We start from the raw sequence: 24,591 nt of genomic DNA on the forward strand, positions 1-24,591 counted from the left end.
GCCGCCCTTCTGCGTGCACGCGAGGGTGACGCGGAACGACAATCCGATCACTCACCCGCAGGAGTGCGAAACATGATCGACTCCGCGGGTTGGTGACGATGGTCTTGGCAAGGCCCTTCCAGAGGCTTACGTTCGAGCCTCTACCCCTCTGTCTACGGGCGTAGAGGCTCTCTGACGTCCCCGCCGGGACAACAGGCAAAGGAGCGGCACCATGACCCATGTCGTACGCGCCGCACTGGTCCAGGCGACCTGGACCGGTGACACCGAATCCATGATCGCCAAGCATGAGGAGCACGCCCGCGAGGCGGCCCGCCGAGGCGCCCGGATCATCGGTTTCCAGGAAGTCTTCAACGCCCCCTACTTCTGCCAGGTCCAGGAGTCCGAGCACTACCGCTGGGCCGAACCCGTCCCCGAAGGGCCCACGGTCACCCGGATGCGTGAACTGGCACGCGAGACCGGCATGGTGATCGTCGTCCCCGTCTTCGAGGTCGAACAGTCCGGCTTCTACTACAACACCGCCGCCGTGATCGACGCCGACGGCACCTACCTCGGCAAGTACCGCAAGCATCACATCCCCCAGGTCGAGGGCTTCTGGGAGAAGTACTACTTCAAGCCGGGCAATCTCGGCTGGCCCGTCTTCGACACCGCGGTCGGCAAGGTCGGCGTGTATATCTGCTACGACCGCCACTTCCCGGAGGGCTGGCGGCAACTCGGCCTCAACGGCGCCCAGTTGGTGTACAACCCGTCCGCCACCTCGCGCGGGCTCTCGGCCTATCTCTGGCAGCTGGAACAGCCCGCGGCGGCCGTCGCCAACGAGTACTTCGTGGCGGCCATCAACCGCGTGGGCCGGGAGGAGTACGGAGACAACGACTTCTACGGCACCAGCTACTTCGTGGACCCCCGCGGGCAGTTCGTCGGGGAGGTCGCCGGCGACAAGGAGGAGGAACTCGTCGTCCGGGACCTCGATTTCGACCTCATCGAGGAGGTGCGGCAGCAGTGGGCGTTCTACCGTGACCGCCGCCCCGACGCCTACGAGGGGCTGGTGAAGCCATGAGCGACCTGCACGCCCGCCACCGGGCCGTCCTGCCCGACTGGCTCGCCCTGTACTACCGGGACCCCCTGGAGATCACCCACGGCGAGGGCCGCCATGTCTGGGACGCCGACGGAAAGAGTTATCTGGACTTCTTCGGCGGCATCCTCACCACCATGACGGCGCACGCCCTGCCCGAGGTGACCAAGGCGGTCGGCGAACAGGCCGGGCGGATCATCCACTCCTCGACCCTCTACCTCAACCGTCCGATGGTCGAACTCGCCGAGCGCATCGCCCGGTTGAGCGGCATCCCGGACGCCCGGGTCTTCTTCACCACCTCCGGCACCGAGGCCAATGACACCGCGCTGCTGCTGGCGACCGCGTACCGGGGCGGCAACCAGATCCTGGCGATGCGCAACAGCTACCACGGCCGGTCGTTCAGCGCGGTCGGAGTCACCGGCAACCGCTCCTGGTCGCCGACCTCGCTGTCACCGCTGGCGACCCTGTACGTCCACGGCGGCGTCCGCACCCGCGGCCCGTACGCCCACCTGGACGACGCCGGCTTCATCGCGGCCTGCGTCGAGGACCTCAAGGACCTGCTCGGGCATGTCCGGACGCCCGCGGCGCTGATCGCCGAGCCCGTCCAGGGCGTCGGCGGCTTCACCTCGCCGCCCGACGGGCTGTACGCGGCCTTCCGCGATGTGCTGCGGGACCACGGCATCCTCTGGATCTCCGACGAGGTGCAGACCGGCTGGGGCCGTACCGGCGACCACTTCTGGGGCTGGCAGGCGCACGACCGCAGCGGCCCGCCGGACATCCTCACCTTCGCCAAGGGCATCGGCAACGGGATGTCCATCGGCGGGGTCGTCGCCCGGGCCGACATCATGAACTGCCTGGACGCCAACTCCATCTCGACGTTCGGCGGCACCCAGATCACCATGGCGGCGGGCCTCGCCAACCTCACCTATCTGCTGGAGCACGACCTCCAGGGCAACGCCCGGCGCGTCGGCGGACTGCTCATCGAGCGGCTGCGGTCGGCCGCCGCCGGGCTCCCGGGCGTCCGCGAGGTGCGGGGGCGCGGCCTGATGATCGGCGTGGAACTGGTGCGGCCCGGCACCGACGAGGCCGACCCGGAGGCGGCCTCCGCCGTGCTGGAGGCGGCCCGGGAGGGGGGTCTGCTGATCGGCAAGGGCGGCGGACACGACACCAGCGCCCTGCGCATCGCCCCGCCGCTCACCCTCACCGTCCAGGAGGCCGAGGAGGGCGCCGCGATCCTCGAACACGCCCTCCGCAGCGTCCACCCGTAGGCCCGAGGCACCCGTACGGCGCCGTTCCCCCCCCGTGCCCTCTCAGGGGCGCGGGGTACGGCGCGACCGGTCACCACGGACCCGTCAGCCGCCTCCACCACGCACCCAGACGTCAGCGCGCGCACTCAGCGGAGCGTCCCCGTAGCAGAGGGAGCAGAGGGAGCATGAGCAGTCGTACCGTCATCCGCGGTGGCCTCGTCATCACCGCCTCCGACGAGATCCACGCCGATGTCCTGATCGAGGACGGCCGCATCGCCGCGCTCGCCGCGACCGGAACCCCGGCCGCCGGGGCCTTCACGGCCGAGCGGACCCTCGACGCCACGGGGAAGTATGTGATCCCGGGTGGCGTCGACGCCCACACCCATATGGAGATGCCGTTCGGCGGCACCTACGCCTCGGACACCTTCGAGACCGGTACCCGGGCCGCCGCCTGGGGCGGTACGACCACGATCGTCGACTTCGCCGTGCAGAGCGTCGGCCGGAGCCTGCGCGAGGGCCTGGACACCTGGCACGCCAAGGCGGAGGGCAACTGCGCCATCGACTACGGCTTCCACATGATCGTGTCCGATGTGAACCCGGAGACGCTCAAGGAGATGGATCTGCTGGTCGGGGAGGGACTGACCTCCTTCAAGCAGTTCATGGCGTATCCCGGCGTCTTCTACAGCGACGACGGCCAGATCCTGCGCGCCATGCAGCGCGCCGCCGACAACGGCGGCCTGATCATGATGCACGCCGAGAACGGCATCGCGATCGATGTGCTGGTCGAACAGGCACTGGCCCGCGGCGAGACGGACCCACGCCATCACGGCGAGGTCCGCAGGGCCCTGCTGGAGGCCGAGGCCACCCATCGCGCCATCCAGCTGGCGCAGGTGGCCGGCGCACCCCTGTATGTGGTGCATGTCTCGGCGCAGCAGGCGGTCGCCGAACTGACCCGGGCACGCGACGAGGGGCTTCCCGTCTTCGGCGAGACCTGCCCCCAGTATCTGTTCCTGTCCACCGACAACCTCGCCGAGCCGGACTTCGAGGGCGCCAAGTATGTGTGCTCGACCCCGCTGCGGCCCAAGGAGCACCAGGCGGCCCTGTGGAAGGGGCTGCGCACCGACGACCTCCAGGTGGTCTCCACCGACCACTGCCCCTTCTGCTTCATGGGCCAGAAGGAGCTGGGCCGGGGCGACTTCTCGAAGATCCCCAACGGTTTGCCGGGCGTGGAGAACCGTATGGACCTGCTGCACCAGGCCGTCCTCGACGGGCATATCTCGCGCCGCCGCTGGATCGAGATCGCCTGCGCCACCCCGGCCCGGATGTTCGGCCTCTACCCGAAGAAGGGCACCATCGCCCCGGGAGCGGACGCCGACATCGTCCTCTACGACCCGCACGCCGAGCAGATCATGTCCGCCGAGACCCACCATATGAACGTCGACTACTCGGCGTACGAGGGCAGGCGCGTCACCGGCCGGGTCGAGACCGTGCTCTCCCGCGGAGAGCCCGTCATCACCGACCGGACGTTCACCGGACGGGCGGGCCACGGCGTCTACACCCCCCGCTCGGTCTGTCAGTACCTCGACTAGGAGTGGCGCACATGGACTTCGGACTCGTCCTGCAGACCGACCCGCCGGCCTCCCGGGTCATCGCCCTGATGCAGCGGGCGGAAGACAACGGCTTCCGCTACGGCTGGACCTTCGACTCGGCCGTGCTGTGGCAGGAACCGTTTGTGATCTACAGCCAGATCCTCGCCCACACACGGGACTTGACGGTCGGCCCCATGGTCACCAACCCCGGCACCCGCACCTGGGAGGTCACCGCCTCCACCTTCGCCACGCTCAACGACATGTTCGGCAACCGCACCGTCTGCGGCATCGGCCGCGGCGACTCCGCCATGCGCGTCGCCGGGCGCAGCCCCGTCACCCTCGCCCGCATCAGCGAGGCCATGAAGGTCATCCGGGCCCTGGGCCGTGGCGAGGAGGCCGACCTGGGCGGCACCGTCGTCAGGTTCCCCTGGGTCAGGCCCGGCGCCGAACTCCCCGTCTGGATGGCCGCCTACGGCCCCAAGGCGCTGAAGCTGGCAGGTGAGGAGGCGGACGGCTTCATCCTTCAGCTCGCCGACCCCTATCTGACCGAGTACATGATCAAGGCGGTCAGGGACGCCGCCCTGGCCGCCGGACGCGACCCGGCCGACGTCAGCGTCTGTGTCGCCGCCCCCGCCTATGTCACCGGGGACGACTCGCCCGAGGCGCTCGCCCACGCCCGTGAGCAGTGCCGCTGGTTCGGCGGCATGGTCGGCAACCATGTGGCCGACCTCGTCGCCAGATACGGCGAGCACTCCGCCGCCGTACCCGAGGAACTCACCGGCTACATCAAGGCCCGCCAGGGCTACGACTACGCGCACCACGGCCGCAGCGACAACCCCGACACCGCGTTCGTGCCCGATGAGATCGTCGACCGGTTCTGCCTCGTCGGCACGGCCGAGCAGCACATCGCCAGACTCACCGCACTGCGTGAACTGGGCGTGGACCAGTTCGCCGTCTACGACATGCACGACGCCCAGGAAGCCGTCATCGACGCCTACGGCAGCCGGATCATCCCCGCCGTCAACGGTTAGCGCATCGGCGTCGACGGTCCGGGGGACCAGGGCCCTTCACCCCGTGGTCCCCGCTCGCCCTCACCCCCGGACCCGCGCACTCCATCGGCACCCCCCCCCGCACGGCCTTTCCCGTCCCGCCTCACGATCGGCCTGCCCATGAGCGACACCGCCCCCGCGCCCGTACCGAGGCCCGCCCAGGTCACCCTCCCCGACGGACGGGTGGAGATCGCCCCCGGCTCCCCCGCGCCGAGCGGTCCCTACACCAACGAGGATCTGCTGCCGGTCCCCGTCGAGAAGCGGACCTGGACCACCTACAACTTCTCCGCTCTCTGGGTCGGCATGGCCCACAACACCGCCTCCTGGACCCTGGCCTCCGGGCTGATCGCCGTGGGCATGGACTGGAAGCAGGCGGTGTTCACCATCGCCCTGGCCAATGTGATCGTCCTGATCCCGATGCTGCTCACCGGGCACGCGGGACCCAAGTACGGCATTCCCTTCCCGGTCTTCGCCCGTGCCTCGTTCGGAGTGCGCGGCGCCAATCTGCCCGCAGTCGTACGGGCGTTGGTGGCCTGCGGCTGGTTCGGCATCCAGACCTGGATCGGCGGGGAGGCGATCTACTTCCTCGCCGGCAAGCTCATCGGCCAGGGCTGGGCCGACGCCTCCCGCATCGGCGGATACGCCTGGACGATGTGGCTGTCCTTCGCCGTCTTCTGGGCCATCCAGGTCGCCATCATCTACCGGGGCATGGAGACCATCCGGCGCTTCGAGAACTGGGCGGCACCCTTCGTACTGGTCGGCGCGGTGGTGATGCTGTGGTGGATGAGCGACAAGGCCGGCGGCCTCGGCCCGCTGTTCGACCAGCCGTCCGGGCTGGGCTGGGGCGGGGACTTCTGGAAGCTGTTCGCGCCCTCGCTGATGGGCATGATCGGCTTCTGGTCCACGCTGTCGCTGAACATCCCCGACTTCACCCGCTACGGCAGCAGCCAGAGGGCGCAGACCTGGGGACAGAGTCTGGGCCTGCCGACCACGATGACGTTGTTCGCGTTCCTGTCGGTGCTGGTCACCTCGGGCTCGCAGGCGGTGTACGGCAAACCCGTCTGGGACCCGGTGCAGTTGGCCGCCAGGACGGACAGCACGGTCGGGCTGCTGTACGCGCTGGTGACGGTGCTGGTGGCCACCCTGTCCGTGAACATCGCGGCCAATCTGGTCTCGCCGGCCTTCGACTTCTCCCATGTCGCGCCCCGCAAGGTCGGCTTCCGCACCGGCGCCCTGATCACCTGTGTGCTCGCCGTGCTGATCCGCCCCTGGAAGCTGTACGCCGACCCGCAGGGCTATATCTTCACCTGGCTGGGACTGGTCGGCGGCCTGTTGGGCACGGTGGCCGGCATCCTCATCGCCGACTACTGGATCCTGCGCCGCACCCGGCTCGACCTCGGCGATCTGTACCGCCGGGGCGGCCGCTACTGGTACGGGGGCGGCTGGAACTGGCGGGCCGTGGTGGCGTTCCTGGTCGGCGGTGTCCTGGCGGTGGGCGGCGCGGACTTCCATCCGCTGCTCGACGGCCGCCCCCTGCCGGTCCTGTCGCCGCTCGCCGACTACGGCTGGGCGGTGGGCCTGGGCACATCCATGGTGCTGTATCTGGGGCTGATGCTCCCGAGGCGCCGGCGGAGGGCCATGGGCTGACCCCCGGCCGGATGCGGGGGAGGTCAGCTCTTCTTCGCGCCGTTCTCCAGCGCGCCCATCGCCTCCTTGGCGGCCTTGATCGCACCCTTGTTGATCTCGTCCGTGGCCGGTGCCTTCTTCGACTCGAAGTCGCTGCCGTTGTAGTTGATGGACACCAGCGCGTTGGATATGCGGGCCAGCACCATGCCCTCGCGGGTCTGCTGCTTGTCCTCGGTGGTGAGGTTCACGACCGAGTAGCCCTCTTCACCGAGGCCGGGAACCTCCCCGCCGCCGCTCTTCTCCGTGGTGCGCTCGGTGTAGGACTTCTTCGCCTGCTCCTCCGTCTTCATGACCTCGAAGGAGACGTCGAGCCAGCGGTAGTCGTAGCCCTTGAGCGCGTTCCAGGAGCAGGTGCGCCGCACCGACTCGTCCGTCGAGGGGATCTCCTTGCCGTCCGTCTTGGCGCCCGGGACCAGTGCGGTGATCGTCGCCTTGGCCAGACTGCCGCACGGCGCGGGCGCCGCGGTGAACTTCGGGGGCGTCACGGACGCCTCGGACGAGGGAGTGGTCCCGGGTTCCGGGGTGGTCTGTGTGCTCCGGCTCTCCTGCGCCGACTCCTGTTCGGAAGCCGGGGCGGCGGCGAGCGGACCGGACGACATGGCCCAGCCCGCCGCGGCGAGCACGGCGACCGGCAGCAGTCGCGCGGTCAGAGCGAGCGGCAGAGGAAGAGACTGCACGGCGCACTTTCCGTGGGGGTCGGTGCGGAGTGAGGTCCACACTGCGGACGGGACGCCAGTCTCACATGACTCCCCGTGAGGGGGAAGTGCGAACTCGCTCCGTGCCCGAGCGGTGACACAACTCAGCCCGTTCGCGCGGCGTTCCGCGGCCAACTCGCCCTGATTCAGCCCCAGTTCAAACACGAGGGGTGTGTTGAGGCACACATCCGCCGCGTCCGAGCCCGACGGGCCCGGGCACGCCCGCTCAGGAGACGTTCCGGCCGCTGGGGAGGGGAAGGGCGGACGCGATCCGGTCGACGGCCGCGATCCGTCCCAGGTCCCGAGGGTCTCCTCGACGAGGGCGCGGTCCTCGGCGTCCAGGAGTCCTGCGCCCGGCGCGGTGGCCGAGCGCAGCGCGGCGTAGGCGGGGCCGACCGCGGTCCCGGCCGCCCGGGCCGGTCCCGGGCCGTGGCCCTCGAGCAGGGGCAGCGCGGCTCCGGGCACGGCGCGCCTGCGGACGGTCCCGGCGACCGCACGGCCCGCGAGGCTCCGTACCGCCCGGAACCGCTGGATGTCGCCGGGCAGCAGTTGCTCGGTCAGCAGGGCCGACACGATGCGGTCGATGAAGTGGAAGGCGAGTGCGGTGCCCGGACAGACGGGGGCCTGCTCGCTCGGGAACGGAGATCGCGGCGCACATGGTCATCAGCCCGTTCACGGCCAAGACGCACATCAGCCGGGCGATGACCGAGCCGGGCGCGCGGGACCGGGCCCGACTGGTGGTCCTCGCCCATGCGTCGGGGCTGGTGACACCGCGGGGAGGCGATCGGCGGCCCGGGTGACCCGGGTGCCGCCCCGTCCGCCTCCGTGCCGTGTCCCCCGGGCACGGTGTGGCGCGGCGGCCGGGTGCCGCCGCGCCATGGGTGCGGTCCGCGGTCGTACGGGGATCGACCGGTCAGCTTGCGGTGCAGCTGACGGTGGGCCAGGTCCAGGTGCCGTTGGTCTGGAGGGTGACGCCCCAGTTGTTGCCGTTGCCGTTGGGTTTGGCGACGAGTTGTTGGGAGCTGGGGTAGTTGGCGGTGATGTTCCAGGTGGCGATGATTTTTTCGGGGGAGGGGACGTTCATGGTGACGGTCCAGTTGCTGGAGCCGGTGACGGAGACGTTGAGGTTGTAGCGGTCGCTCCACTGCTGGCCCGCGGAGAGGGTCGCGGTGCAGCCGCCGCCGTTGCCGCCTCCCGTGCCACCGCCGTTGCCGCCGCCGGTCCCGCCGCCGTCGGGGGCGACGGCGCGGCCGGTGCTCGGGGAGATCATGCCGGCGCACAGCCCGCGGGAGGCCAGGTTCTGTGCGATCCGCGGGATCGCGGCCAGGGTGTTGGCAGGCCACTCGTGCATCAGGATGACCTGGCCGTTGGTGAGCCGGGAGTTGGCCTGGACGATCGCGTCGACGCTCGCGCCGTTCCAGTCCTGTGAGTCGACGTCCCAGATGATCTCGGTGAGTCCGTACTTGGCCTCGACTGACTTCAGCGTCGAGTTGGTCTCACCGTACGGCGGGCGGAACAGCTTCGGGGTGCCGCCGCCCGCGTTGGCGATGGCCTGCTGGGTGCGGGAGATCTCCGAGTCCATCTGCGCCTGGCTCTGCTGGGTCAGGTGCGGGTGGGTGTAGCTGTGGTTGCCGACCCACATGCCGGCGTCGACCTGGGCCTTGACCTGCGCCGGGTAGGAGGCCGCGAACTGGCCCTCGTTGAACATCGTGGCCCGCAGCCCGTTCTGCTTGAGCGCATTGAGCAGGGCAGGCGTGTGGTCGTTGGACGGGCCGTCGTCGAAGGTGAGCCCGACGTACCCGTTGCAGGTGGCGGCCTGCGAGGTGCCGGCGCCGACGGTGACGGTGCTCGCCACGGCCATCGCGGCGACGGCCAGCACTCCGGCCATCGAGCGGAGCGACGGAAGCGGTCTCTTGCGCATGGGGAGGGTCCTCCTCGTTCTGGCGGCTCGGCCGCTGTCGGGTGACATCGAGCGGCCCGGTGGCCGAGGGACCTCAACCTCTGAAGTGCTTCGGCCGTAGGGGGATCAGCGGATCAGCGGGTCAGCTTGCGGTGCAGCTGACGGTGGGCCAGGTCCAGGTGCCGTTGGTCTGGAGGGTGACGCCCCAGTTGTTGCCGTTGCCGTTGGGTTTGGCGACGAGTTGTTGGGAGCTGGGGTAGTTGGCGGTGATGTTCCAGGTGGCGATGATTTTTTCGGGGGAGGGGACGTTCATGGTGACGGTCCAGTTGCTGGAGCCGGTGACGGAGACGTTGAGGTTGTAGCGGTCGCTCCACTGCTGTCCCGCGGAGAGGGTCGCGGTGCAGCCGCCCCCACCACCGCCCCCGGTACCGCCGCCGGTACCGCCCCCGGTTCCCCCGCCGTTACCGCCACCGCCGGAACCGCCGTCGCTCACCGTGACGTTGGAGTTCCCGCTGCTCTGGTAACCCTCGGTCGCGAGGATCATGTAGTTGAAGCTGCCCAGCTTCATTCCCTTGCTCGCCCAGGCGTCGAAGTGGTTGCCGGTGGTGATGGTTCCCCCGGTCTTCTTCGACTGACGGACGCTCCAGTACTGGTCGAAGGTCCTGGTGCCCTCGATGGAGGGGGCGTTGACCCGAGTCGTCTTGTAGATGTCGTACGTGCCGCCGTCGCTGGTGACGGTGCCCATGAACGTTCCGGTGGGCCGGTAGGTGCCCCAGTTGTCGACGACGTAGTACTCCACGAGCGGGTTGGTCGTCCACCCGTAGAGAGCCAGATACGCGTTGCCGGACGGGTTGAAGCTGCCCGAGTAGTTGACCGCCTTGCGTCCGCCGGTGGCCCAGCCCTTGCCGGCCACGAAGTTGCCGACATTGCTCCACTGGGTGCTGTAGCTGCCGCCGGAGGCCAGGTTCATGGAGACCGAGCCGCCGCCGTCGGTCCAGAACGAGTAGTAGTAACCGTTGTTGGTGCCGGTCTGGTTCGACGTGATGACGGTGTCGGCGCTGGCGGTGCCCGGCAGGAAGAGCGAGGCCAGGGCGACCAGCGCCAGGGCACAGGCACTTCTGACGAACAGCGAGAAGCGGCCGCGTCTGCGGCCTTGCGGAAGGACGTGCGCGTTCATGTCTGTGCTACCTCCACATGAGGCTGGTGAGGGGTGGGCAGCGCGACAGGATCCCGTGGGGGCTGTCGGCGGCCACGGGTGACGCCGATTGCGCGTCGGCGTCGCGCGATACGGCAGAGCAGGACCGGTCGTCGTGCGCTCGGCGACCGGAGGCCCAGATCACGCCGGTGACCTGGGCCGACAGAGGTTGAGGTCCGTCAACGGCGAACAGTGTTGGCCTGTCCGCGTCAACTGTCAACAGTTTCGGTATGAGTTTCGAAACGTTCGAGTGATCATGAATTCACCTGCCGGTCATCATCGCTGGACAACGGCCATCCTTGACCTGGTGGGCGCGGTCCTGCCGTAGATCGAGCCGAGATCAAGATCGATGCAGCCGCCGCGCGTTCGAAAGTTTCGACGCTTTCGAACCCTCGCGCCGGCCCTGTTCCGGGCCTGTGCCAGGTGAGAAGTCCCGAGGTGCGGACTTCCGGGGACGCGGTGCATAAGCTGCCCCTGGGTGGCGCGGACAGGGAGCCGCGGGGGAGGGGTGCGTGGCATGAGCGGTGGGTCTGGCCGGGGCGGGGCCGGCGCCGGGCCGGTCGGTCCGGAGCAGATGATCGCGGAGGCACGCAAGGCGTTCTTCGTGATGTTCGGGTTCATGGTGGTGGTGTGGCTGGTGCAACTGGCCAACTACGCGGGCCATTACGCCCTCTCACGGCACTACGGTGTGATCGCCGGCGAGGTCGGCACGCTGCCCGACATCCTCGCTGCTCCCTTCCTGCACTGGAGTTGGGCTCATATCGAGAGCAACTCCGGCCCGCTGTTCGTCTTCGGGTTCCTGGCCGCCTACCGGGGCGTGGTCCGCTTTCTCGGACTGAGTCTGCTGGTCGCGGGGACCAGTGGGCTGGCGGTGTGGTTCTTCGAACGGGGTGGCGTGGAGACGGTGGGCGCCAGCGGCCTGATCTTCGGGTACTTCGGCTATGTCGTGGTCCGCGGGCTCTTCGACCGGCATCTGATCGACTCGCTGATCGGTCTCGTCATGGCCGCCTCCTTCGCCTATCTGCTCACCGTCGCCGTGCCCGGGACGCCGGGAGTCAGCTGGCTCGCACACCTGGGAGGACTGATCGGCGGCCTGATCGGGGCCTGGCTCTTCCGCGATCGGCGCTCACCGGGCGCAGGGGCCGCCCCCTCCGACAGCGGCCCCCCGGCCCCCGGCGCCCACAACCCGCGCGCCGACCTGCACAAGGAACTGGGCGACCTCGGCCTGCTCTGATCCGCCGGGGCGTGGGGCGGAGCCGAGCGGTGAACTCGCCCGCGGCGCAACCGAGTTCCGGCGCCGAAGATTCTCGCCGACCCATTACCAAACGTTTACCGAGCAGATACCTTTCTCCTTGCCGGTGGCGGGGGCGGAGCGATCCGGCCGTCCCCGCCTGGCCCGGCGTACCGCCGTACGCCGTTCGTCCCCTCTTCGGCCCTCGGGCCGCTTTCTGATGGACCGCCGGAAGGAAGCGTTTTGAACGCTCGGAACCGCCGCACCACGGTAGCCGCCGTATCCGTCGCAGGGCTCATAGCGCCCCTGCTGCTGATCGGATCGGGCGCCGCCTCCGCCCACAGTGACCCTGCCAAGGAGGCCGCCAAGCTCGCGAAACAACTCGTCAAGAAGAGCGACGCCAAGCATGCCTATGAGCATCTGAAGCAGTTCCAGCGGATCGCCGACAAGAACGGGAACACCCGGGTGGCCGGGTCGGAGGGGCACCGGCAGTCGGCCCTGTATGTCGAAGGTCTGCTGCGGAAGGCCGGATACTCGGTCACCCGCAACGAGTTCGACTATCCGTTCACCGAGACGCTGGCGCAGAGCCTGCGGGTGGTGTCGCCGCAGCAGCAGGACGTCCCGGTGATCGCCATGACGTACTCCGCCAGCAGCCCGGCCGGAGGCATCACCGCCCCGGTCGCGGTGGTGCCGGTCGACGACACCACCGGCTGCGAGCCGGCCGACTACGCCCCCGGGGCGTTCACCGGCGCGATCGCCCTGATCCAGCGCGGCGGCTGCACCTTCGCGGAGAAGCAGGAGGCCGCCGCCGGTGCGGGCGCGGTCGGCGCGATCATCTACAACAACACCGAGGGCGCGCTCAACGGCACCCTGGGAGACCCCTCCGCCGCCAGGATCCCGGCCGGCGGCATCACCCAGGCGGACGGCGAGGCCCTCGCGGCCAAGGCCGCCGCCGGCACGGTGACCGTCAACCTGGAGATACGCACCGTCGCGGAGACCCGGCACACCTACAACGTGATCGCCGAGACCAAGAGCGGTGACACCGGCAATGTGGTGATGTTCGGGGCCCACCTGGACTCGGTGGCGGCCGGTCCGGGCATCAATGACAACGGCTCCGGCTCCGCCGGCATTCTCGATGTGGCCCTGAACCTCGCCCACAAGAAGGTCAAGAACAAGGTGCGCTTCGCCTGGTGGTCGGCCGAGGAGTTCGGCCTGCTGGGCTCGGAGGCGTATGTGAACAGCCTCTCGGCGAAGGACCTTTCGAAGATCAAGCTGTATCTGAACTTCGACATGATCGCCTCGCCGAACTACGCCCAGTTCGTCTACGACGGCGATGACTCCGACCAGGTCGGTGCCGGCCCGGGACCGAAGGGCTCGGCGCAGTTGGAGCGGCAGATCACCGACTACCTGGACAGCCGGCGCATCCCGCACGAGGGCACCGACTTCACCGGCCGTTCGGACTACGGGCCGTTCATCGAGGTGGGCATCCCCTCGGGCGGCACCTTCACCGGCGCCGAGGGCATCAAGACGGCCGCGCAGGCGAAGGTGTACGGCGGTAAGGCCGGTGTCGCGTACGACGCCTGCTACCACGCCGCCTGCGACACCCTGAAGAACATCGACATGAAGGCGTTCGACGTCAACATCGACGTCATCGCCAACGCGGTCGGGCAGTACGCCTGGGACACCAGCCTGCTGAGCAAGCCGGTGCCGCCGCAGGACACCCACGGTTCGGCGGGCAGCGGCGGCGGCCTGCACGAGGGCCACGACCACGAGGTCACCGAGTAACTCCCGTTTCCACACAGCGTGGGGGAGCCGGACTGTCCGGCTCCCCCACGCTGTTCGTATGTACGGGGCCCGCTCGGGCCTGCTCGAAGGCGCCTCCCGCTGCCCAGCGACGCCCGTGTGGCCCGCTGCATAGGGGCCGCCCGCCGGCCGGGTACGGCCCGCGCCGTTACTTCGTCGTGGTGCACGCCCTCGACGTCGCTTCCCTCGGTGTCCCGGCCGACGCCACCCCGGCCGTCCTCGGCTTCACCATGTCCGGCCACATCCTCGGCCGCGCGGCACCGGTCGCCACCGCCGAGTCCACCGCCTGACGGCGCCGCCCGATCGGCGCTGCGGCGGGGCGAACGTTGCCTGCCGGGACGCCGGCACCCGGGCGGTGAGCCGCGATGTTCCGAATTCATGCCGATTCCACCCGAGGTGCACCGGGCCGGTGCGGATTGTCAGCGGCGCATGCTCTCATGGGGGGCATGATCGTAGACATCGAAACCATCGACGAGTTTCTCGCCCACCGTTCCTCCGATGTGGAGCAGGCCCTCCGTGACGCGGCCGCCGCGGAGATCATGCCCCGTTTCCGCCGGCTCGCGGCCCATGAGGTCGACGAGAAGAGCGGCCCCCACGACCTGGTCACCGACGCCGACCGCAAGGCCGAGGCCCGCCTCACCGAGGTGCTCGCCGGACTGCTGCCCGGCTCCGTGGTGGTCGGCGAGGAGGCGGTGCACGCCGACCCGGCGGTCTATGAGGCGATACGGGGCGAGGAGCTGGTCTGGATCGTCGACCCCGTCGACGGCACCCGCCAGTTCGTGCACGGCGACCCCGGATTCTGCACCCTGGTCGCGCTCGCCCGGCGCGGCGTCGTGTACGCCTCGTGGACCTATGCGCCGGCCCGCGACCAGATGGCCACGGCCGTCAGGGGCCGGGGAGCCTTCCTCGACGGGGAGCGTCTGATCTCCGGCTCGCCCGACCAGGGCAGCGACCTCAGGATCGCCACCTCCCACCCGGACTACACCACCGACGAGCAGAAGCGGGCGCTGCTCGGCCTGCGGACCGAGGGCGTCCGTCCGCGCCCGTGCGGATCGGCCGGCCTGGAGTATCTGGCCATCGCCCGGGGCCTGCTGGACGGCACCGTCTTCTCCTGGGAGGCGGCCTGGGACCACGCGGCGGGCCTGCTGCTGGTCGAGGAGGCGGGCGGCGCCCACCTCACCCTCACGGGAGAGCCGTTCCGCATCACCGGCGGCAACGCCCTGCCCTTCACCACGGCCAGGGACGCGGCCACCGCCCGCCGGGTGACGGACATGCTGTCGGGCGGCACCCCGACGGCCCCCTGACGGCACGGAACGCGGCGCCGCCGCTCCGCCGAGCGGCGACCCCGCGCCCCGGCGGCAGGGGTCCCCCGGCATATCCTGATCTCCCGGTGGGCGTCGGCTGACAAGGAGTCCCAAGGTGCCGTCGATACACGATGCGGTCGTGGTGGGAGCGGGACCCAACGGACTGACGGCTGCCGTGGAGCTGGCCCGCCGCGGTTTCTCCGTGGCGGTCTTCGAGGCGCGTGGCACCGTGGGCGGAGGAGCCAGGACCGAGGAGCTGACGCTGCCCGGTTTCCGACACGACCCCTGTTCCGCGGCCCACCCCCTCGGTATCAACTCGCCCGCGTTCCGGGCCCTGCCGCTGGAGCGGTACGGCCTGGAATGGCTGCACGCCGGGCTGCCCATGGCACATCCCTTCCCGGACGGCACCGCGGCGGTGCTGTCCCGCTCGGTGGCCGAGACGGCCGCCTCCTTCGGACCGCGCGACGCGGGGACGTACCGCAGGCTGGTGGCGCCCTTCCTCGGCCACTGGGACACCCTGGCCCGGGACTTCATGTCCCTGCCGCGCACCGCGCTGCCCCGGGACCCGGTCACCCTGGCCCGTTTCGGACTCGCCGGTCTGCCCCCGTCGACCTGGCTGATGCGCCGCTTCCGCGACGAGCGGGCGAAGGCGCTGTTCGCCGGGCTCGTCGCCCATGTGATCGCCCCCCTCGACGGCTTCGCCACCGGAGCGGTCGGCCTGATCTTCGCGCTGGCCGCGCATGCCCGGGGCTGGCCGGTGGCCCGCGGCGGCTCCCAGGCCATCTCGGACGCGCTGGCCGCGTACCTCGAGGACCTCGGCGGCAGCGTGCACACCGACTACGAGGTCAAGCGCCTGGACGACCTGCCCCCGGCCCGGGCGTACATCTTCGACACCTCGCCCACCGCCCTGGCCCGGATCGCGGGCCTCGGCAACTACTACGCGCACTACCGCTACGGCCCAGGCGTCTTCAAGATCGACTACGCCCTGGACGGTCCGGTGCCCTGGACCGCGGAGGCCGCGCGCACCGCGGGCACCGTGCAGATCGGGGCCGACAGCACGGAGATCGGTACCGCCCTGCGCGCCGTCTCCCGCGAGGGCCGGGCACCCGACGCGCCGTTCCTGATCACGGTGCAGCCCAGCGTCGCCGACCCGACCCGCGCCCCCGAGGGCAAACAGGTCTTCTGGGCGTACGGCCATGTGCCCAACGGCTGGACGGGAGACCTCACCGACGCCATGGAACGCCAACTGGAGCGGTTCGCACCGGGCTTCCGCGACCGCGTCCTCGCCCGCGCCACCGCGGGCCCGCCCCAACTGGCCGCGCGCAACGCCAACTACGTCGGCGGTGACATCGCCTCCGGCGCGGCGTCCGGGCTCCAGCTGCTGCTGCGCCCCAAGGTGTCCCTGTCCCCGTACCACACCCCCCACCCGGCCGTCTTCATCTGCTCGTCGGCCACCCCGCCGGGCCCCGGTGTGCACGGCATGTCGGGCCACAACGCGGCGAAGGCCGTCTGGAGGAGGCTGAGGCAGACATGACCACGATCGTCCTGGTGCAGGGGGACATCACCCGGCAGAGCGCCGACGCCATCGTCAACGCGGCCAACTCCTCACTGCTCGGCGGGGGAGGGGTGGACGGCGCGATCCATCGGCACGGCGGGCCCGCGATCCTCGACGAGTGCCGCCGGCTCCGCGCCTCGCACTACGGCAAGGGCCTGCCCACGGGACGGGCCGTCGCCACCACTGCGGGCGAACTGGACGCCCGGTGGGTGATCCACACCGTGGGCCCGGTCCATCGGGCGTCCGGCGGTGATCCGTCCCTGCTGACGTCCTGCTACCGCGAGGCCCTGCGCGTCGCCGACGAGCTCGGGGCCCGCACCGTCGCCTTCCCGGCGATCTCCACCGGCGCCTACGGGTGGCCGCTGGAGGACGCCGCGCGGATCGCCGTGGAGGCGGTGCGGGCCATGGACACCGCCGTCGAGGAGGTGCGGTTCGTGCTCTTCGACGACCGGGCCTACGAGGCGTTCGCCGCGCAGCTCGGCTGACCTCGGCACGGAGCCGGCACAGGTGCCTGGCCTTAGAGCTCCGAACAAAAGTGGGCGCCGCCCGCCGGGCCCCACTTTTGTTCGGAGCTCTTAAGCCCCCGGAGGGCGCCGGTGCGGCACGGTTCACGCCGCGGCCAGGGGCTCGCTGACGCGCGCTTCGCGCAGCGTGCGGCAGATCTCGCCGACCACCCCGTGGTGCAGGGGAAGAGTGACATGGCCCACAGCCCGCACACGGACGTTGCGGACCTGAAGGTCGGGGTGGACGAGCCGGGCGTTGGCGGCGGGGAGGATCAGCTCGTCGAGGTCGCTGTGGAACGCGACGAAGCGGGTTCCGCACCCGGGAGCGGGCTCGGCGAGCTCCGTGAGCACCTCGCTGCCCGGGCGGAGCTGCCGGATCGCCCGCAGCGGCAGCGGGACCCTCGCGGCCAGCGTGCCGTGGTGCGGGGCGCCCAGGGTGACCAGGGTGTGCACACGGGCGTCGCCGCCCATCCGCTGCACGTAGTAGCGGGCGATCACACCGCCGAGACTGTGGCCGATCACATGGACGCGCTCGTGCCCGCTGCTCTCGCAGATCCGCTCCACCTCGTCCGCCAGCAGCCGCGCCGCGCTGCGGACGTCGTCACTCAGCCAGCTGTAGTTCAGCACCGTCACCCGGCGAAAGCCCGCCTGCCGCAGTCCGCGTCTCATGACATGGAAGATCGCCCGGTTGCTGCACAGCCCGTGGACCAGCAGGACCGGGCTGTCGACGGAGAGATCCGGCAAGGACACGGTGCCGTCCGGGACCGCCGCCCGCGCTCCGGCCCTGCGGCGTTCCTCGCCCATGCCGGACGGGTACAGGGCCACCGCCGCGACGATCGCGGCCAGCTCCACGGCGGCGCCGAACACGGCTCCGGCCAGGGCCGGGACCGAGAACAGATCCCTGAGCGGACCCGGCGAACCGGCCCGGCCGGGAAGTGCCACCCCCATGCTGCGACTTCCGGAAAGAATCATGGGACGACTCCTTACGTCGCCAGGGGCGCGCGCTGTCGGCATCGGACAGGGAACGCGCCCCGCCGCACAGAGAGGGCTCCACCGGGAGCCCGGGCCGAGGGCCGCCGTCGAACGGGGGCCGGTCGGCGACGCCGTCTGCTCGAACGGATTGCGGGGACGTTAAGCCGAAGTTTCCGGTGACAGCAATGGGTAGGTGGCCCACCTCACATCACAAGAAGCTCACAAGGTCCGAATTGATGTAATAAATCCGAAGTTCCGGGCGAGGCGTCTGAGGCCCTCGTCACATCGCCGCGTCGAAGGAGCGGCGCACCGCTCGGATGTCAGGCCGGCGAGAAGAGATGATCGCTGATCAGCCGGGTCGCCCCGACCGCGCCCGCGACCGCCGGTGGGCCTGGGCGGCGCCGATGGCGGCGGACGTCTGAGGGGGCTGCCGGTGCGGCCCCCTCAGACGGACGGCTCAGGTGAGGTCAATGCCCCTTGCCCCGGTGGCCGCCGGAGCCGCAGTGCGGCATGCCGATGCCGGATTTGGCGGCGGCTTTCTTGATCTTGGCGGCCTCCCGCTGGTCGAGGACTCCCTCCTTCCGGAGCTTTGTCACGATCTTCCCGACGTGCGAGACGAACGCGCCGTGGCTGCGCCAGGCCCGGTGATCCTCGATCAGCTCGTTGATCGTGCAGCCGCCGGCGGTGACCCGGTCGGGCACCCCGGTGTCGATCGAGCCGATGAACACGGTGGAGCGGTCGTCCTTTTCGGGGCAGTCGGCGGGCGGCCTGGCGTCGACGACGGTGAGGGACAGCGACTGCGGCGCCGAGGTGTTGCCGGCCTTGTCACTAGCCCGGTAGAGGACGGTGTGGCTTCCGGCCCTGTCGATCACCACCGGCGCGGAGTACCCGAGATAGGGGCCGCCGTCGAGGGAGTACTCGATCCCGGCCACGCCCGAGCCGGCGTCCGAGGCCGTCACGGTCACCGTCGCGCTGCCGATGTAGTCACCGGAGTCGTTCTTCGTGCCGGAGACGGAGGCCGACACCTCGGGCGGAGTGCGGTCCTCCGGAGGGGCGGCCACCACCGTGAACTCCACGGACTTCACCGGTGAGGTGTTCCCGGCCTTGTCCGTCGCCCGGTAGGCGAGCGTGTGCGGGCCCGTATCGCTCACCTCGACCGGCGCCGGGTAGGGGGCATAGGCCGCACCGTCGAGGGAGTACTCGATCCCGGCCACGCCCGACTCGGCGTCCGAGGCCGTGATGGTCACCGTGGCGGTGTCGATGTAGTTGCCGGAGTCGTCCTTGGTTCCGGACACCGTTGCCGAGGTCTCGGGGGGTGTCGTGTCCGCGGGAGCGGTGGTGACGACGGTGAATTCGAGGGTCTTCACCGGTGAGGTGTTCCCCGCCGTGTCCGTCGCCCGGTAGGCCAGTGAGTGCCGGCCGGCGTCGGTGACCTCGACGGGCTCGGAGTAGGGGGTGAAGGCGGCGTCGTCGAGGGAGTATTCGATCGTCGCCACGCCCGACTCGGCGTCCGAGGCCGTGATGGCCACCGTCGCGCTGTCGACGTAGTCGCCGGAGGCGTTCTTGGTCCCCGACACGGTCGCCGAGGTCTCCGGCGCGGTGGTGTCCTCGCCGGACGCGGCGGTGACGACCAGCTCGCCCGACATCATCTGATGGCCCGGCATCGCGCAGAAGTAGTGGTAGACGCCGGGTGTGAGGACGACCTCGGCCGTGTGCCGGCCCCCGTCGGAGTCGAAGGGGCTCGCCTGGATGTTGAGGCTGACATCGTTGTTGTAGCCCGAGCCGGAGACGTCGAACGTCAGGGTGTGCGGCAGTCCCGTGGTGTTGCCGGTCGCCGCGCTGTTCTCGAACACGATGGTCGCCGGGCCGGCCACCGCGGTGGTGGGGGCGGAGGTGTAGCTCATGTAGTCGTCGCCGGCCGTCCAGGTGAGCACCTGGGCCGCTGTGGTCCTCGCCGCATGGCCGGCCGCCGCGTACGCGGCCGGCACGGCCAACGAGAAGGCCGTGACGACGACGGCCACCAGGGCCACCAGTACGGGATGGGCGGGGAATCGGGTGCGTCGCGCGGAACGTGAGGGAGGCGGATCCGTCTGGGCATGGAGCAGTCTTCTGAACACCGCTGCACCTTTCGGGAATGCGCTGGTGCGGGACCGTGCACAAGGCGTGGTCCCGCCGGGGGGACGACCGGCCGCCGGGACGATGCGTTCGAGGCGCGAGGACTCCGCCCACCGGACCGGCACCCGGAACGGAAAAGGGGCGAGCACTGCTTCGGGTGATGGCCCGGGCGTGCTGACGTCGGTGGCCGCCGTCACTCACCGAGGGGCGGTGTCCGCCCCTGTCGCGGCGAGGCCGGTGGCACCGCGAACCCGGGAGCGGGGTTCAGGCAACCTCTTGTGATGCGGCAACGGTCGGAAGCTACTGAACTTTTGACCAACCGCCAAGACCTATCACCAGTATCCGACCAACTTTGACCTGAGTCTGGAAAAACTACGGCGGAGCCCGTTACGGTGAGCCAGTCCCGAGGCGAGTCCCCTTCGCCCAGCCGACCCGATCCCGGCCGCATCCGGCGTCTCGAGCCGAGCCGGACGGCCCCCCACACTCCGGTTCGACGACCGCCCCGCCCTTCTCGCGGGGCCGAACACCCGGCGCGCCACCGCGTACCGCCGTGACGGACAGCTGCTGTCGGCGGCGGCTCACCCCCACGACCACGAAACGCCCTCAGGCACGCCCGCGTTTCGAGGATTGGAGAGCGATGACCGACTCAGGCGCAGGCACGAGACGCTTCTTCTCCCGGCGAGCGTTCACCACCGGGCTGGCCGCCACGGCCGCCGTGCCCACGGTGCTCGGCACCACCGCCGCCGCCGACCCGAAGGACAAGACCGGCGCGGGAAACGGCCATGGGAACAACAGGGGCAGAGAACGCCATCTGACGCTGTACATGGAGGCGCTGCCGAACGGGCAGATGGGCTACGGCCTGGAGCCCGGGAAGGCGACGATCCCCGGCCCGCTCATCGAGCTGACCGAGGGCGACACGATGCACATCGAGGTCGTCAACAACCTGGATGTCGCCGCGAGTCTGCATGTGCACGGCCTGGACTACGACATCGCCAGCGACGGCACCAGGATGAACGACAGCGTCGTCGAGCCGGGCGGCCGGCGTACCTATGTCTGGCGCACCCACGCACCGGGCCGCAGGAGCGGCGGGACCTGGGAGGCCGGCAGCGCCGGCTACTGGCACTATCACGATCACAACGTGGGCACCGAGCACGGCACGGGCGGCATCAAGAAGGGCCTCTACGGTCCCGTGATCGTGCGCCGCAAGGGCGATGTGCTGCCGGACCGGCGGTTCACGGTCGTGTTCAACGACATGACCATCAACAACAAGGCCGCCCACGACGCACCCACCTTCCAGGCCGTCCGCGGTGAGCGGGTGGAGTTCATCGTGATCACTCACGGGGAGTTCTTCCACACCTTTCATGTGCACGGCCATCGCTGGGCGGACAACCGCACCGGGATCCTGCAAGGTCCGCAGGACGTGAGCCGGGTCATCGACACCAGGACCGTCGGCCCCGCGGACTCCTTCGGGTTCCAGGTCGTCGCGGGTGACCGGGTCGGCGCCGGCGCCTGGATGTACCACTGCCATGTCCAGAGCCACTCGGACATGGGCATGGCCGGGACCTTCCTGGTGACCGAGGCCGACGGCACCGTCCCCGGAGGCACGCCCCACCATTAGGGCCCCTCGCGTGGATCACACCGGGCGTGCGGCCCGAGGGCCCGGAGAACCGCCTCACCGGCGACTGCCGGGCGGGGCCCTCGCGGCAGCCCTCGCTCCCTCCCCTCACCACTCTTCCCGTTGTCGGATCGAGTCAAGGAGCAACCATGGGCAAGAGAGACCGGTTAGCCCTCTCACGACGAAGCGGAGCACCGCCGTCGAGCACCGAGCCACCCCCTCGTCACATATGGTCCTGGCGCCGCGCGCTCGTTCTGCTGTCCAGCGCCGCACTGACCGTGGGACTGACCGCGATGCCGGCCGCCCAGGCGAACGCGCGGCCGCCCGCGGAGAACACCCGGGGCGGCGGCACCGGGAGCCAGGTGAACGTCCTGGTCTTCCATGGACCGGCCGTCAAGCAGGACGACCCGGTCAAGAAGGCCGCGGCGGCGATCGGGAACCTCGGCGCCAAGAACGGCTTCAAGGTCACCGAGTCCGAGGACCCGGGGGTCTTCACCACCGCCCACCTCGCCAAGTACCGGGGAGTGGTGTTCCTGTCGGCCGACGGCGTGACCCTCGACGCCGAGCAGGAGGCCGCGTTCCAGTCGTACATCAACAACGGCGGCGGGTTCGTCGGCGTCCACGACGCCGCCCGCGCCCAGTCCGACTCCTCCTGGTTCACCGGCCTGATCGGCACCCGCCCGGCCCTGGGCCTGCCCGACGCCGAGAAGGTCGTCGAGAGCGCGGTCAACTCGGACAACCCGCCGAACGAGACCAAGGACAAGCTGTTCGACGGCAAGGACGACACCAAGTGGCTGGCCCGTACGCCGACCGGCTGGGTCACCATGAAGCTGGACAAGCCCGTCGCGGTGGTCGACTACGCGCTCACCTCCGCCAACGACTATCCGGGACGGGACCCGAAGGACTGGAAACTCCAGGGCTCGCAGGACGGCCAGAACTGGACGACCCTGGACACCCGCAGCGGCGAGACCTTCCCTTCGCGCCTCCAGACCAGGCAGTTCCGCTTCTCCAACACCGAGGCATACCAGCACTACCGGCTGGAGATCACCACGAACGGCGGTGAACCGCTGACCCAGCTGGCCGAGCTGCGCCTGTTCGGCGCCGACCCGACGCCTCCGCAGGATTCCAAGGTCCAGCAGGCCGTCGTCGATGTGACGGACCGTCAGCATCCGGCCAACAAGGGCCTGCCGCTCAACTGGACCCGCTCCGACCAGTGGATCAACTGGGACCCCAACCCGATCGGCAAGGTCCACACGATCGCCCAGGTAGAGGAGTGGAAGTACAAGCCGGGCGCCGGCGCCAACGGCGCGTTCCACCCGGTCTCCTGGTGCCGTGACTACGACGGCGGCCGGTCCTTCTACACCGGCATGGGCCGCACCGAGGAGAGCTACACCACCGACACGAAGTTCCGCAGCCATCTCCTCGGCGCCATCCGATGGACCACCGGTATGGTCCGCGGCGACTGTCAGGCGACCATCGCCTCCAACTACAAGACCGAGCGGCTGACCGACCAGAACAAGGCGGGGCAGCTCGACCAGATCGGTGAGCCGCACGGTCTCGCCATGGCCCCCGACGGCAAGGCCTTCTACATCGGCAAGGCCGCCTGCCCGTCCGGCCCGATCGTCGACTGGAACGATCCCAAGGTCGGCCTGGGCTGCGGCACCATCCACCAGTGGGACCCCGGGACCAAGAAGGCCAAGCTGCTCACCACGCTCGAGGTGATGGGCAACCGGGGCAGCGGCGACGAACTGGTCAAGAACGAGGAGGGCCTGATCGGCATCGCCCTCGACCCCAAGTTCGAGAAGAACGGGTGGATCTACGTCTACTGGATGCCGCACGAGTCGATCGACCGCGACAAGCGGATCGGACAGCGGACCATCTCCCGGCTGACCTACGACTTCGCGTCCGAGTCCATCGACCAGGGCACCCGCAAGGACCTGCTGCACTGGGACACCCAGATCCACAGCTGCTGCCACGCCGGTGGCGGGATGTCCTTCGACAAGGACGGCAACCTCTACATCGGCTCCGGCGACAGCAACTCCTCCGGCGGCTCCGACGGCTACTCCGGGAACAACTGGACCCAGGACTACAAGGGCCTCTCCTTCCAGGACGCCCGCCGCACCGCCGGCAACACCAACGACCTCAACGGCAAGATCATCCGTATCCACCCCGAGCCCGACGGCACCTACACCATCCCCAAGGGCAACCTCTTCGCGCCGGGCACGGACAAGACCCGCCCGGAGATCTATGTGATGGGGGTTCGCAACATCGCGCGGCTCTCCGTCGACCCGGTGCACAACTGGCTGACCGCAGGCTGGGTCGGTCCGGACGCCGGCTCCTCCAGCCCGGAACTGGGCCCGGCCAAGTACGAGACGGCCACGGTCATCACCTCCGCGGGCAACCAGGGCTGGCCGTACTGCATGGGCAACCGGCAGCCCTACCGTGACCGCAGCAGCACCGACGCCAAGGTCCTCACCGGCTGGTACGACTGCGACCACCTCAAGAACGAGTCGCCGCGCAACACCGGCCTGGTGGACATCCCGCCGGCCCGCGACAACATGATCTGGTACTCACCTCAGGGCGGCGGCCCGGTCTTCCCCGAGCGCCCCGACGGCAGCGGCGTCCCCAGCTATGTCGACAGCGAGGCCACCTACACCCTGCCGTACCTCAAGGGCGGCGGTCAGGCCGTCATGTCCGGTCCGACCTACCACCGCTCCCAGGTGGACACCGGGAGCGGCGTCGCCTGGCCGGCGTACTGGGAGGACAAGTGGTTCATCGGTGACGAGTCCAACGCCAACAACCGGGTCGCGGTGACCCTCGACCCCGACCACATCAAGGACCAGGGCGCCCCGGCCTTCGGCGAGGACCTGCGCCGCATCATCGCGCCCGGCAGCGGCGGCACCCAGATGCAGAGCTGGATGGACGCCAAGTTCGGCCCCGACGGCGCGCTGTACATGCTCGACTACGCGGGCGGGTTCTTCAGCCTGGACAACAACCAGAAGCTCGTCCGGATCACCTACCAGGGCGGCCCGGCCACCCCGAACCCGCAGGACGCCGGGGCAC

General features: G+C 69.9%; 16 protein-coding genes and 5 pseudogenes. 15 read left to right on the plus strand and 6 right to left on the minus strand.

All coding sequences use genetic code 11. The annotated features are described in order from the left end of the window. The first annotated feature begins 211 nt into the window (after positions 1-211). The 5 genes from CP978_RS26950 (at position 212) to CP978_RS26970 (ending at position 6,601) form a co-directional block, all read left to right on the plus strand. Entirely contained in the window at positions 212-1,054 is an 843-nt protein-coding gene (locus CP978_RS26950) for a nitrilase-related carbon-nitrogen hydrolase (RefSeq protein WP_043445034.1), read from the plus strand. Then, positions 1,051-2,337 carry an aspartate aminotransferase family protein gene (locus CP978_RS26955; RefSeq protein WP_043445036.1) on the plus strand — a complete coding sequence of 429 codons (1,287 nt, stop codon included), beginning with the start codon at positions 1,051-1,053 and terminating at the stop codon, positions 2,335-2,337. The genes CP978_RS26950 and CP978_RS26955 overlap by 4 nt, the downstream gene beginning before the upstream one ends. Before the next feature lie 164 nt (positions 2,338-2,501). Continuing rightward, on the plus strand, positions 2,502-3,905 hold the full coding sequence (gene hydA, locus CP978_RS26960) for a dihydropyrimidinase (protein ID WP_043445038.1): 1,404 nt from the start codon (positions 2,502-2,504) through the stop codon (positions 3,903-3,905). A gap of 11 nt (positions 3,906-3,916) precedes the next feature. Next, positions 3,917-4,936, plus strand: coding sequence for a TIGR03842 family LLM class F420-dependent oxidoreductase (locus tag CP978_RS26965; protein ID WP_043445040.1), 1,020 nt, complete (start codon positions 3,917-3,919; stop codon positions 4,934-4,936). 138 nt (positions 4,937-5,074) lie between these two features. After that, positions 5,075-6,601: an NCS1 family nucleobase:cation symporter-1 gene (locus CP978_RS26970; RefSeq protein WP_043445041.1), complete on the plus strand. Its 1,527-nt coding sequence runs from the start codon at positions 5,075-5,077 to the stop codon at positions 6,599-6,601. A gap of 23 nt (positions 6,602-6,624) precedes the next feature. Here the strand turns inward: CP978_RS26970 and CP978_RS26975 are convergent, their stop codons facing one another. Together CP978_RS26975 and CP978_RS26980 are read right to left on the minus strand one after the other, a co-directional pair. After that, positions 6,625-7,317 (minus strand): hypothetical protein, encoded by a 693-nt coding sequence (locus tag CP978_RS26975; protein ID WP_043449598.1) that lies wholly within the window; start codon positions 7,315-7,317, stop codon positions 6,625-6,627. Between the two features lie 270 nt (positions 7,318-7,587). Then, a pseudogene (locus tag CP978_RS26980) lies at positions 7,588-7,977 on the minus strand (carboxymuconolactone decarboxylase family protein); the annotation flags it as partial. Between CP978_RS26980 and CP978_RS26985 the strand changes: the two are divergent. Then, positions 7,968-8,135 (plus strand): annotated as a pseudogene (locus CP978_RS26985) (DNA-binding response regulator); the annotation flags it as partial. The pseudogenes CP978_RS26980 and CP978_RS26985 overlap by 10 nt on opposite strands. Positions 8,136-8,248: 113 nt before the next feature. Here the strand turns inward: CP978_RS26985 and CP978_RS26990 are convergent. Continuing rightward, positions 8,249-9,256, minus strand: coding sequence for a polysaccharide deacetylase family protein (locus tag CP978_RS26990; RefSeq protein WP_043445043.1), 1,008 nt, complete (start codon positions 9,254-9,256; stop codon positions 8,249-8,251). A 121-nt stretch (positions 9,257-9,377) separates the two neighbouring features. After that, positions 9,378-10,412 (minus strand): glycoside hydrolase family 11 protein, encoded by a 1,035-nt coding sequence (locus CP978_RS26995; RefSeq protein ID WP_043445045.1) that lies wholly within the window; start codon positions 10,410-10,412, stop codon positions 9,378-9,380. A gap of 535 nt (positions 10,413-10,947) precedes the next feature. Between CP978_RS26995 and CP978_RS27000 the strand changes: the two genes are divergently transcribed. The 6 genes and pseudogenes from CP978_RS27000 (at position 10,948) to CP978_RS27025 (ending at position 16,808) form a co-directional block, all read left to right on the plus strand. Continuing rightward, on the plus strand, positions 10,948-11,664 hold the full coding sequence (locus CP978_RS27000) for a rhomboid family intramembrane serine protease (RefSeq protein ID WP_043445047.1): 717 nt from the start codon (positions 10,948-10,950) through the stop codon (positions 11,662-11,664). 240 nt (positions 11,665-11,904) lie between these two features. Continuing rightward, a complete protein-coding gene (locus CP978_RS27005) occupies positions 11,905-13,446 on the plus strand; it encodes a M28 family metallopeptidase (protein WP_043445048.1) in 1,542 nt (513 codons plus the stop codon). A gap of 99 nt (positions 13,447-13,545) precedes the next feature. After that, positions 13,546-13,754, plus strand: a pseudogene (locus CP978_RS35300) (YbhB/YbcL family Raf kinase inhibitor-like protein); the annotation flags it as partial. Positions 13,755-13,910: 156 nt separating this feature from the next. Further along, positions 13,911-14,768 carry an inositol monophosphatase family protein gene (locus tag CP978_RS27015; RefSeq protein ID WP_043449599.1) on the plus strand — a complete coding sequence of 286 codons (858 nt, stop codon included), beginning with the start codon at positions 13,911-13,913 and terminating at the stop codon, positions 14,766-14,768. A gap of 124 nt (positions 14,769-14,892) precedes the next feature. Then, complete coding sequence (locus CP978_RS27020) at positions 14,893-16,302, plus strand: phytoene desaturase family protein (RefSeq protein ID WP_043449601.1); 1,410 nt, start codon at positions 14,893-14,895, stop codon at positions 16,300-16,302. Beyond that, complete coding sequence (locus CP978_RS27025) at positions 16,299-16,808, plus strand: O-acetyl-ADP-ribose deacetylase (protein ID WP_043445050.1); 510 nt, start codon at positions 16,299-16,301, stop codon at positions 16,806-16,808. The genes CP978_RS27020 and CP978_RS27025 overlap by 4 nt, the downstream gene beginning before the upstream one ends. Positions 16,809-16,931: 123 nt before the next feature. Here the strand turns inward: CP978_RS27025 and CP978_RS27030 are convergent, their stop codons facing one another. Continuing rightward, entirely contained in the window at positions 16,932-17,798 is an 867-nt protein-coding gene (locus CP978_RS27030) for an alpha/beta fold hydrolase (RefSeq protein ID WP_043445052.1), read from the minus strand. 467 nt (positions 17,799-18,265) lie between these two features. Then, on the minus strand, positions 18,266-19,915 hold the full coding sequence (locus tag CP978_RS27035; protein WP_052454307.1) for an OmpL47-type beta-barrel domain-containing protein: 1,650 nt from the start codon (positions 19,913-19,915) through the stop codon (positions 18,266-18,268). 635 nt (positions 19,916-20,550) lie between these two features. On the opposite strand from CP978_RS27035, the gene CP978_RS27040 reads away from it, so the two are divergent. The 3 genes and pseudogenes from CP978_RS27040 to CP978_RS27045 form a co-directional block, all read left to right on the plus strand. Continuing rightward, a complete protein-coding gene (locus tag CP978_RS27040) occupies positions 20,551-21,531 on the plus strand; it encodes a multicopper oxidase domain-containing protein (protein ID WP_079162333.1) in 981 nt (326 codons plus the stop codon). A 290-nt stretch (positions 21,532-21,821) separates the two neighbouring features. Continuing rightward, positions 21,822-22,619, plus strand: a pseudogene (locus CP978_RS36260) (ThuA domain-containing protein); the annotation flags it as partial. Continuing rightward, positions 22,620-24,569 (plus strand): annotated as a pseudogene (locus CP978_RS27045) (ThuA domain-containing protein); the annotation flags it as partial. Positions 24,570-24,591 lie beyond the last annotated feature (22 nt).

The organism is Streptomyces nodosus, assembly GCF_008704995.1.
GTDB lineage: Bacteria > Actinomycetota > Actinomycetes > Streptomycetales > Streptomycetaceae > Streptomyces > Streptomyces nodosus.